7 protein-coding genes are annotated in these 10,572 nt (G+C 69.5%); 4 read left to right on the plus strand and 3 right to left on the minus strand.

Annotated elements, in window-relative coordinates:
* The first annotated feature begins 17 nt into the window (after window positions 1–17).
* From E1J50_RS00545 to atpC, 3 genes are read left to right on the plus strand one after another with little or no spacing between them, the layout of a single operon-like run.
* Window positions 18–2,375, plus strand: a complete 2,358-nt coding sequence (locus E1J50_RS00545) for a DUF3141 domain-containing protein (protein WP_132249281.1) — start codon at window positions 18–20, stop codon at window positions 2,373–2,375.
* Window positions 2,372–3,154, plus strand: a complete 783-nt coding sequence (fabI, locus tag E1J50_RS00550) for an enoyl-ACP reductase FabI (RefSeq protein WP_132249283.1) — start codon at window positions 2,372–2,374, stop codon at window positions 3,152–3,154. Before E1J50_RS00545 ends, fabI begins: the two co-directional genes overlap by 4 nt.
* 37 nt (window positions 3,155–3,191) lie before the next feature.
* On the plus strand, window positions 3,192–3,599 hold the full coding sequence (atpC, locus tag E1J50_RS00555) for an ATP synthase F1 subunit epsilon (protein WP_132249285.1): 408 nt from the start codon (window positions 3,192–3,194) through the stop codon (window positions 3,597–3,599).
* A 29-nt stretch (window positions 3,600–3,628) separates the two neighbouring features.
* Here the strand turns inward: atpC and ppk2 are convergent, their stop codons facing one another.
* From ppk2 to E1J50_RS00570, 3 genes are read right to left on the minus strand one after another with little or no spacing between them, the layout of a single operon-like run.
* Complete coding sequence (ppk2, locus tag E1J50_RS00560; RefSeq protein WP_425374897.1) at window positions 3,629–4,450, minus strand: polyphosphate kinase 2; 822 nt, start codon at window positions 4,448–4,450, stop codon at window positions 3,629–3,631.
* A gap of 56 nt (window positions 4,451–4,506) precedes the next feature.
* Window positions 4,507–7,692, minus strand: coding sequence for an efflux RND transporter permease subunit (locus E1J50_RS00565; RefSeq protein ID WP_132249289.1), 3,186 nt, complete (start codon window positions 7,690–7,692; stop codon window positions 4,507–4,509).
* A 4-nt stretch (window positions 7,693–7,696) separates the two neighbouring features.
* Window positions 7,697–8,815, minus strand: a complete 1,119-nt coding sequence (locus E1J50_RS00570; protein ID WP_132249291.1) for an efflux RND transporter periplasmic adaptor subunit — start codon at window positions 8,813–8,815, stop codon at window positions 7,697–7,699.
* 632 nt (window positions 8,816–9,447) lie between these two features.
* On the opposite strand from E1J50_RS00570, the gene E1J50_RS00575 reads away from it, so the two are divergent.
* The coding region (locus E1J50_RS00575) for a VCBS domain-containing protein (protein WP_207919122.1) at window positions 9,448–10,572 on the plus strand (1,125 nt) is incomplete at its 3' end.

Genomic DNA, 10,572 nt, shown 5'->3' on the forward strand with positions numbered 1-10,572 from the left:
GGTTCGGGACGGCAACCATGACCGATGCCCAGACGATCCCATCCGCCCCGGCAGCCGCGGGCGCCGCGCCGCCGTCGCTCGCCGTGATCCAGACCCGCGTCGCGGAGGTCTACCGCGACCGCTGCGCATCGGCGGCCGAGACCTATCTCGACGCGCTCGGCGCGGCGAACCGCGCTTGGCTCGATGCGGCCCGGCCGCTCACGCCGATGCAGGCCTGGAGCGACGCCGCCGGCTACTGGAGCGACTTCACCCAGCGCTCGCTCCTGTTCTGGGACACGCTCCGGCAGCGCGGCAACAATTGGCTGGAGCACGAGAAGGCGGGCAAGCCCCCGCTCCTCGCCTTCGATTACGAGATGGTGGCGGATGCGCGCACCTTCGCGCGGCCGGTGAATTACGCGCTCGTGCGGATCAAGGCCCCGCCCGGCACGCGGACCGACCCCGACAAGCGCCCCTACGTCATCATCGATCCCCGCGCCGGCCACGGCCCCGGCATCGGCGGCTTCAAGGCGGACTCCGAGGTGGGCGTGTCCCTCAAGGCGGGACACCCCGTCTACGTGGTGATCTTCTTTCCCGACCCGGTCGAGGGGCAGACGCTCTCCGACGTTGCGCAGGCGGAGGCCGAGTTCCTGCGCATCGTCCGCACGCGCCACCGGACCCGCGGCAAGCCGGTCATCGTCGGCAATTGCCAGGGCGGCTGGGCCGCGATGCTGGTCGGCGCCCTCGATCCGGATTGCGCCGGCCCCATCGTCGTGAACGGCGCCCCGATGTCCTACTGGGCCGGCAACGACGCCGAGAACCCGATGCGCTACGCGGGCGGCATGCTCGGCGGAAGCTGGACGGCGCTGCTGGCGAGCGACCTCGGAGGGGGCACCTTCGACGGGGCCTACCTCGTCGAGAATTTCGAGGCCCTGAACCCGGCCAACACCTATTTCGGCAAGAGCTACAATCTCTTCGCGAAGATCGACACCGAGCCCGAGCGCTACCTGGAATTCGAGCGCTGGTGGGGCGGGTACTTCCTGATGAACCGGGACGAGATCCGCTGGATCGTCGACAACCTGTTCGTCGGCAACAAGCTGGCCGGGGGCGACGCGGAATGGTCGGCGGGCCACGCGTTCGACCTGCGGGCCATCCGCTCGCCGATTATCCTGTTCGCCTCGCTCGGCGACAACATCACCCCGCCGCAGCAGGCCTTCAACTGGGTCGCGGATCTCTATCCGACGACCGAGGCGCTGAAGGAGAACGGGCAGGTCATCGTCGGCCTGATGCACCGGAGCATCGGCCATCTCGGCATCTTCGTCTCGGCGAGCGTGGCGCGGAAGGAGCACGCGCAGATCGTCGACCTGCTCGAATACATCGAGCACCTGCCCCCCGGCCTCTACGGGATGAAAGTGGAGGAGCAGCGCACGAACGGCGCGAGCCGCTACGACGTGGTCCTGACCGAGCACCGGGTCGAGGATCTGCAGACGCTCCAGAAATACGCCCGCAAGGACGAGGTCCCCTTCGGCGCGGTGGAGAAGGTCTCGGAGTTCAACGCCTCGCTCTACGAGACCTTCGTCCATCCGGTGCTCGGCGCGCTCGTGCCGCGGGACGCGGCTCCCCTCGCCCGGGCCTGGCACCCGCTCCGGGCGCGCCGCTGGGCGCTCTCGGACCTGAACCCCTGGCTCGCGCCCGTGAAGGGGTGGGCCGACATCGCCCGGGCCCATCGCACGCCGCGCGACGAGGCCGGCCCGAGCGTCGCGGCCGAGCGGCTTGTCGCGGCCGAGGTCACCGCCTCCTGGGATCTCTACCGGCAATTGCGCGACGCCGCGGTCGAGAACCTGTTCTACAATCTCTACGCCCCGATGAGCGTCTCGGCCCTGGCGCAACCGGCCGCCGCCAAGCCCGAGGCGCAGCCCGGCCGCGACACGCCCTTCGTCCGCGAGGCCCTGGACCGGATCGAGGCGGGCGGCTTCACCGAGGCCGCGGTCCGCGCGGCCCTGCTGGCCGCCCGGCAGGGCGGGCACGAGCGCCGGCTCTCGACCTTCAAGCGCATGCGCGAGCTCGTCGGACACGATGTCGGCCTGCTCGACCTGCCGGCCGGCGAGGCGAGCCAGGTCGTGCGGCTGCAGGCTTGCATCGTCGAGCACGCGCCCGAGCGCGCGCTTGAGACGCTGCCGAGGCTCCTCCGGACGGACGAGGAGCGGGGGCGCCTGCTCCGGCTGCTGGAGCGGCTGATGGGCAATATCGACCTCGAGCCGGAGCAGCGGGCGCTGATGCCGGCCTTCCGGCGCCTCCTGGCAGCGGACGCGGTGCCGGAGCTGATGCCGGCGGCCGTGGCAGCACGGTCGCCCCGACGCCAGGCCGGCCACGGCAAGTCGCAGAGGGCTCAGAGATGACGCAGATCCCCGACGGCCACGCCCTCGCCGGCAAGCGCGCCCTCGTCCTCGGCGTCGCCAACGCGCACTCGATCGCCTACGGCTGCGCCCGGGTGTTCCGCCGGCTCGGCGCGGACATCGCCCTGACCTACCTGAACGAGAAGGCGAGGCCCTACGTCGAGCCGCTGGCGCGCGAGCTCGAAGCGCCGCTCTTCCTGCCCTGCGACGTCCAGCGGGAGGGAGATCTCGAGGGCGTGTTCCGACAGATCGCCGAGCGCTGGGGCGGGCTCGACATCGCCCTGCACTCGATCGCCTTCGCGCCCCGGGACGATCTGCAGGGGCGGCTCGTCGACAGCTCGTCCGAGGGCTTCAAGGTGGCGATGGACGTCTCCTGCCACTCCTTCATCCGCATGGCGCGGCTCGCCGCCCCGCTGATGCCGGAGGGCGGCACGCTCCTGACCATGAGCTACCACGGCGCCAACAAGGTCGTGCCGAACTACAACCTGATGGGACCGGTCAAGGCGGCCCTGGAGAGCGCGGTCCGCTATCTCGCCTACGAGCTCGGCAAGCAGGAAATCCGCGTCCACGCGGTCTCGCCCGGCCCCCTCAAGACCCGGGCGGCCTCCGGCCTGAAGGATTTCGACCTGCTCCTGACGGAGGCGGTGCAGCGCGCACCCATCGGCGAGCTCGTCGACATCGACGATGTCGGCCTCACCGCCGCCTACCTGACCACGCCCTACGCCGCCCACCTGACCGGCATGACCGTCTACGTGGATGGCGGCCTCAGCATCATGGCCTGAGGCCTCTCCGCCACCCGAACCCGCAGGGGATTGAGCCATGGCCACGCTCTTTGCCGAGCTCGTATCACCGGGCCGGATCGTCTTCTCGGGGGAGGTCCGGTCCGTCGTGCTGCTGGGCGTCGAGGGCGACATGACGATCCTGCCGGACCACGCCCCGATCCTGACCATGCTGCATCCGGGCATCGTCTTCGCCACGGACGTGACCGGCACGGGACGCCGCGCCTTCGTGAGCGGCGGCTTCGCGGAGATGAGCAACAACCGCCTCACCATCCTCGCCGAACGGGTGCTCCCGATGGAGGAGCTCACCCGCGACCAGCTCGAGGAGGAGATCCTCCACCTGCACACGCAGCGGGACGGGACGATGGACGACGCGATCCGCGCCCAGTTCGACGTCTCGATCGGGCGCCTGGAGGAGTACAAGGCGAGCCTCGATCTCCGGTCCTGATCCGGCCGCAAGCCGGGGCGCGGCCTTCGTCAGTACACCTCCGGGACGAAGCGCCTGTTCCGGAGCGTGTCGTCGTAGGCCTCGTCCTTGGAGCGTTTGGGCAGCGTCACGGGTTCGCGCTTCACCGCCTTGTGCGGGATGAGGTGCAGGAGATGGGCGATGCAGTTGAGGCGCGCCCGCCGCTTGTCGTCGGAGCGGACGACGTGCCAGGGCGCCTCGTCGGTGTCGGTGGCCGCGAACATCTCGTCGCGGGCCTTCGAGTAATCGTACCAGCGGCGATAGGATTCGAGATCCATCGGGCTGAGCTTCCATTGCCGCAGGGGATCCTCGATCCGCGCCTCGAAGCGACGCTTCTGCTCCTGCTTGCCGACTTCGAGCCAGAACTTGATGAGCTGGATCCCGCCATCGATGATGAAGTGCTCGACGCGCGGGCAGAGATCGAGGAAGCGCCGGTACTCGGCCTTGCTGCAGAAGCCCATCACGCGCTCGACGCCGGCACGGTTGTACCAGCTGCGGTCGAAGATCACGATCTCGCCGGCGGCCGGGAAATGCTCGATGTAGCGCTGGAGGAACATCTGCGTCTTCTGCCGGTCGGACGGGGCCGGCAATGCGACGACGCGGAACACGCGCGGGCTGACCCGCTCCGTGATCGCCTTGATCGTGCCGCCCTTGCCGGCGGCGTCCCGTCCCTCGAAGACGACGATGATGCGCGCCCCGTCGCGCTTGACCGCTTCCTGCATGTGGCAGAGCGCGACCTGCAGCTTGCGCAATTCCCGCTCGTAGACCTTCCGCTTCAGCTTGCCCGTGCCTTCGCCCTCGCCCGGATCCGCCTCGGGCCGGTCGGTCAGCATGATCTCACCGGTATCCTGCATCGCCGTGCTCCTTCACGTCCGCCCGGCCGCCCGGCTCATTCGGCCGGGAGGTGTTCCGGTCCGCCCGCCGGCTTCCCGGGTCCGGCCGCCTTCTTCGCGCCCTTGCCGCCCATCACCGCCCAGGCCCGCTCACGCAGGGTCTGGAAGACCACGTAGAGGGGCGGAATCACGAAGATGCCGAGGAAGGAGGCCGCGATCATGCCGCCGAAGACCGGCGTGCCGACGTCGCGCCGCGCGAGCTGCGAGGCGCCGGTCGCGATCACGAGCGGCAGCAGGCCGAGGATGAAGGCGAAGGAGGTCATCATGACGGGGCGGAAGCGCAGGCGCGCGCCCTCGGTCGCCGCCTCGCGGACGGGCACGCCCCGCTCCCGCTGCTCCTTGGCGAACTCGACGATCAGGATGCCGTTCTTGGCGGCCAGCCCGATCAGCACCACCATGCCGATCTGCGCGTAGAGGTCGAGGGTCAGCCGGCCCCACACCATCGCCACGAAGGCGCCGAGGATGCCGACCGTGACCGACAGCAGCACCGGCACCGGGATCGTCCAGCTCTCGTAGAGGCCAACGAGGAACAGGAAGGCGAACAGGATCGCGAAGCTGAGGATGATCGCCGTCTTGCCCTCCGCCCGCTTCTCCTGGAAGGCCGTGTCGGTCCACTCGCCGGCAAATCCCGCCGGCAGCGTGCGGGCGGCGACGCTCTCCATCGCGGCGAGCGCCTGACCGGAGGAGACGCCCGGCGCGGGCGAGCCCTGGATCGTGACGGCGCGCAGGTTGTTGTAGCGGATCAGCGCCGGCGGCCCGACCACGATCCGGACCTCGGCGAGGCTGCGCAGCGGCACCATCTGGCCGTCCTTGTTGCGCACGTTGATGCGGTAGATGTCGTCGATCCGCGCCCGGTCGGCCGCATCGGCCTGGACCTGCACCTGCCAGGTCCGGCCGAACAGGTTGATGTCGTTGACGTAGTAGCCGCCGAGCGACGCCTGCAGCGCCTGGAACACGTTGTTCAGGGGCACGCCGAGGATCTGGACCTTGTTGCGGTCGATATCGAGGTAGACGGACGGGTTCGTCGCCGAGAAGGTGCTGAAGACGCGGTTGAGCTTCGGCTCCTCGTTCGCGGCCACGACGAGGCCGCGCAGCACCTGCGCGAGTTCCTTCGCGTCGCCGCCCCGCAGATCCTCGAGCACGTAGGCGAAGCCGCCGCCGGTGCCGAGGCCGATGATCGGCGGCGGCGCGAGCGGCACCACCACGCCGCCCTGGATCTCCCGGAAGCGCTGGCCGAGGCGCGCGATGATCGCCGCGGCCCCGTCCGCGGCCCCCTTGCGCTCCTCGAAGGGCTTCAGGGTCACGACCATGAAGGCGGCGTTGCCCTGCGAGTAATTGTCGATGAAGTTGAGCCCGATCACCGAGGTGTAGTCCACCACCGCGTGCTCCTGGCGCAGGATCTCCTCGGCGCGGGCCACGATCGCGGAGGTGCGCCCGACCGCGGCGCCTTCGGGCAATTGCACCACGACGAAGAAGGCGCCCTGGTCGTCCTCTGGCAGGAAGCCGGTCGGGGTGATCCGGGCGAGCTGCACCGTCCCGTAGGCCGCCGCGCCGGCCAGCACGAGGCCGATCACCGAGAGGCGCACGATGCGCGCCACGGCCGCGCCGTAGCCGTCCCGGATCCGGTCGATCCCCCGCATCACCCAGCCCATGATGCCCCGGCGGGGGCCGTGATGGGGCCGCAGCAGCACGCCGCACAGGGCCGGCGAGAGGGTCAGCGCATTGATCGCCGAGAGCAGCATCGAGACCGCGACCGCGACCGCGAATTGCCGGAACAATTCGCCCGAGATGCCCGGCACGAAGGCGACGGGGACGAAGACGGAGAGCAGGACGAGCGTGATGGCGATGATCGGCGCCGTGATCTCGGCCATCGCCCGCTTCGTCGCCTCGCGCGGAGTCAGCTCGGGATGCTCCTCCATGACGCGCTCGACGTTCTCGACAACGACGATCGCGTCGTCGACGACGATGCCGATCGCGAGAACCAGGGCGAGGAGCGACACCGAGTTCGCCGAGTAGCCGACCGCCTTCAGGACGATGAAGGTCCCGATCAGGCTCACCGGCACGGCCAGCGTCGGGATCAGCGTGGCGCGCAGGCTGCCGAGGAACAGGAACACCACGATCACCACGAGGATGAAGGCCTCGACGAGCGTCTTCTGGACCTCGTGGACGGTCTCCGTGATGAAGCTCGTGGGATCGTAGGTGACCTTCCAGGCGAGCCCCTCGGGGAAGGTCTTGGCGAGCTCGCCGACCCGCCGCTCGACCTCCTTCAGGGTGGTGATCGCGTTCGCGCCCGGCGATTGGTAGATCGCGATCACGGTCGCCGGGCTGCCGTTCAGCCGCGTCTCGCGGTCGAGATTCGCCGCGCCGAGCTCGATCTGGGCGACGTCGCCGAGGCGCAGCACCGAGCCGTCCGGGTTCGTGCGCAGGACGATGTTGCGGAACTGGTCGGCCGAGGAGAGGCGCCCCTGCGTCTGGATGCTGAGCTGCAGCTGCTGCTCGTTCGAGATCGGGCGGGCGCCGATCCGCCCGACCGGCGCCTGCACGTTCTGGGCCTGGATCGCGCCGATCACGTCGCCGGTGGTCAGGTTGAGCCCGGTGAGCTGGTCCGTGCGCACCCAGGCCCGCATGGCGTAATCCTGCGGCCCCCAGAGCGTGGCGTCGCCGACGCCCGGCGTGCTCTTGATCCGGTCGAGCAGGTTGATCGTGACGTAGTTCGAGATGAAGAGCGGGTCCTGGGTCGCCTTCGGCGAGTAGACTGCCAGCACGCCGAGCAGGGCCGAGGACTTCTTCTTCACCGTGACGCCCTGCTTGCGGACGTCCTCGGGGAGCTTGGCGAGGGCGATCTGGACCCGGTTGTTGACGTTGACGGCGTTGATGTCCGGATCCGTGCCGAGCTCGAACGAGCCCGTGAGCGTGTAGCTGCCGTCGTTGCCGCTGACGCTCTTCATGTAGATCATCTTGTCGACGCCCACGACCTGGGACTCGATCGGCTGCGCAACGGTCGATTCGACCACGTCCGCCGCGGCGCCCGGATAGGTGGTCGTCACGGAGACCTGCGGGGGCACGATGTCCGGGTACTGCGCGACGGGGATGGTCACGAGCGCCAGCAGGCCCGCGATCGAGGTCACGATCGCGATGACGATCGCGAGGCGCGGCCGGTCGACGAAGATGGCGGAGAGCATGGGCTCAGGTCCTGCTCGCGGAGGGGCCGATCGGGCTCGCCCGCACGGGGATCCCGGGCCGCACCCGCTGCAGGCCGTCGACGATGACGAGCTCGCCGCCGGAGAGGCCCTCCTCGATGACCACGTCCGCCCCGGTGCCGCCCTGGCCCGGCTTCACCCGCTTCGTGACCGCCCGCCCGTCCTCCACGGCGAAGACGTAGACGCCGCCCTGGTCGGCGATGAGGGCCGCCTGCGGGATGACGACCTTCTGCTCGGGCGCCCCGATCTGGAGGGCGACCCGGACGAGCTGCCCGTCCCGCAGGGCGCCGGCCGGGTTCGGCATGACGGCGCGGACCACGACGGTGTCGGTCGCGCGGTCGACGCTGATGTTCACGAAGTCGAGGCGGCCGACCTGGCCGTAATCCGAGCCGTCCTGGAACCGAATCCTCACCCCGACCTTGCTGCGGTCGGGCCGGTCGGCGCCCTGCTGGTAGCGCAGGAATTCCCGCTGGCTCACGGGGAAGGTGACGTACATCGGATCCTGGCTGACGATCGAGGTCAGCACGCCGCTGTCGGGGCCGACGACGTTGCCCTTGGTGACGCTCGTGCGGCCGATCCGGCCCGTGATCGGGGCGAGGATCCGCGTGTAGCCGAGGTTGATCTGGGCGGTCTGGAGATTCGCCTCGTCCCCGGTGACCGCGCCCTTGGCCTGGTCGAGGGCGGCGCGGGCTTGGTCGCGGGCCACGACCGTCCCGGAATTCCGGTCGAGGAGTTCCTGCGCCCGGTGCAACTGGATCTCGGCCAGCGTCTGGGCGGCCCTGCTGCGCTCCAGGGCACCCTCCGCCTGCTTGACGGCGGCCACGAACAGGTCCGGCTCGATGCGGTACAGTTCCGCCCCGTCCTTCACCGGCTCGCCCTCCCGGAACAGGACGGCGTCGAGGAACCCGGTGACCCGTGCGCGCACCTCGACCCGGCCGATCGCCTCGACGCGCCCGACGAAGTCGAGCGCCTGATCGATGGCCCTGCGCTCGGCGGCGACCGTCCCGACCGGCAGCGCGGCCGCCGGGTCCGGCTCGGCCCGCGCGGCCGAGACGAGACCGCCGGCCAATCCCAGAGCGCACAGGAGAAGGGAGAATCGGGCCATGATCGTCCCTCGCTTCGCCGCGCCTCGGATGCCCGCGCGGACGCCCGATCTTCGCAGTTCCGGCCGGCGCCGGCTTGATCGGAGGGGACAGGACGAGGGCATTTTCCGGGAACCGCGGATCCGGGAAATCACTCCAACCCCTTGATGAAAGCCCGTTTCTTCGCGCGGACCGGGCTCCACACCGCTCGGAGACGCGCTCGCCCGACGATGCGTGAGCAAAACCGCGCGTGCACTGCTCCGGACGCCGGACACCGTCGACGCGGCGCCGCTGGGGCGCGAGGACGCAACTCTAAATAATGATCGCCCTCTTTCTTCAATCGATAATATTGAAAAGCGTCTATATCAGGAAACGATTCGATATACAGACTTGATCACCCGGATCAGACGTGTTGATCCGCATTCCATACGGTATATGCTGACGCGCCATGCTGCTTTAGAGCGATTGCGGGATCGACCGCGTAGGCCCCGCCGATAAGAGGCCCCGCGGCAAGCAGGCGACACGGGGGATGATCATGCCAAACCTGTTCGTGCGGCCCTGACCGCGCGCGCTCGATGCGCGTGACCGGAACGACATTCCATTTCCATCAGAACAACAATTCGGCGCGTCGCGGGCGCAGCCGAGCGGGGGCGTCATGACCTATTCCAATACGATCCGCATCGATGGTTCGTCGCGCGCCGACACCTTCACCTACAACGCGTCCTCGCAAGCCGGGACCGCCTACCGCTACGACGGCGACGGCGGCTACGACACCCTGCGCCTCCTGCTGACCCGCGAGCAGTGGATGAGCGCCGCCTTCCAGGCCGATCTCGAGCGCCTGAGGGCCTATTTCGCCGAGGGCCGCCTCTCCCGGGATTTCAGCTTCACCGCCTTCCCCCTCAGCATGGAGGACATCGAGGCGATCGACTTCGTCGTCGACGGCGCCGTCCTCTCCCTCGCCGACGATGCCGTCTTCGCGGTCAACGACGCCTATTCGGTGCTGGCGGCTGGGTCGGTCAGCGGCAACGTCACGGCCAACGACCGGGTCGCCGACCTCGTGCGATCCGTCGAGCTCGTCTCGAAGCCCGCCGCCGGAACCCTCGCCCTTCGTCCGGACGGCAGCTTCACCTACCAGGCCGGTCCGGATTTCGCCTATCTCGCCGCCGGCGAGGCGACGCAGGTCTCGTTCAGCTACCGCGTCACCGACGCGGACGGCGACAGCGGAACGGCCACGGTCACCATCACGGTGACGGGCACCAACGAGGGGCCCGTCGTGACGGGCGCGAAGCTCTCGGGCGCGGTGACGGAGGCCGCCCTTCCGGGCGCGGCCCTCACCGATCGCGGCACGATCACCTTCAGCGACGTCGATCTGCGCGACGTGCACACGGCGAGCGCGGCGGCGATCGGTCCGGTGCTGGGCGCCGTCACGGCGCGGGTCGTCACCGACACGACGGGGCGCGGCACGGGCGGCAGCATCGAGTGGGTCTACAGCGTCGAGGCCGGCAAGCTCGAATATCTCGCGGCCGGCGAGATGCGGATCGAGCGCTTCACCGTGACCCTCAGCGACGGCCAGGGCGGAACCGTCTCCCGGTCGGTCGAGGTCACCCTCACAGGCACCAACGACGCTCCGTCCATCACGTCCGCCGTGCAGGCGGCGAGCGTGACGGAAGATGCGCCGGTCCCGGCCACCGGCACCATCAGCTTCGCCGATGTCGATCTGATCGACGGACATACGGCGAGCTTCGTCCCGGCCCCTGGCCAGACCGCGCTTGGCTATTTC

The organism is Methylobacterium segetis, assembly GCF_004348265.1.
GTDB lineage: Bacteria > Pseudomonadota > Alphaproteobacteria > Rhizobiales > Beijerinckiaceae > Methylobacterium > Methylobacterium segetis.

Bases quoted from the DNA above. Each gene is read 5' to 3' on its own strand.
- E1J50_RS00545 (WP_132249281.1), top strand. From the start codon at position 18: ATGACCGATGCCCAGACGATCCCATCCGCCCCGGCAGCCGCGGGCGCC.
- fabI (WP_132249283.1), top strand. From the start codon at position 2,372: ATGACGCAGATCCCCGACGGCCACGCCCTCGCCGGCAAGCGCGCCCTC.
- atpC (WP_132249285.1), top strand. From the start codon at position 3,192: ATGGCCACGCTCTTTGCCGAGCTCGTATCACCGGGCCGGATCGTCTTC.
- ppk2 (WP_425374897.1), bottom strand. From the start codon at position 4,450: ATGCTGACCGACCGGCCCGAGGCGGATCCGGGCGAGGGCGAAGGCACG.
- E1J50_RS00565 (WP_132249289.1), bottom strand. From the start codon at position 7,692: ATGCTCTCCGCCATCTTCGTCGACCGGCCGCGCCTCGCGATCGTCATC.
- E1J50_RS00570 (WP_132249291.1), bottom strand. From the start codon at position 8,815: ATGGCCCGATTCTCCCTTCTCCTGTGCGCTCTGGGATTGGCCGGCGGT.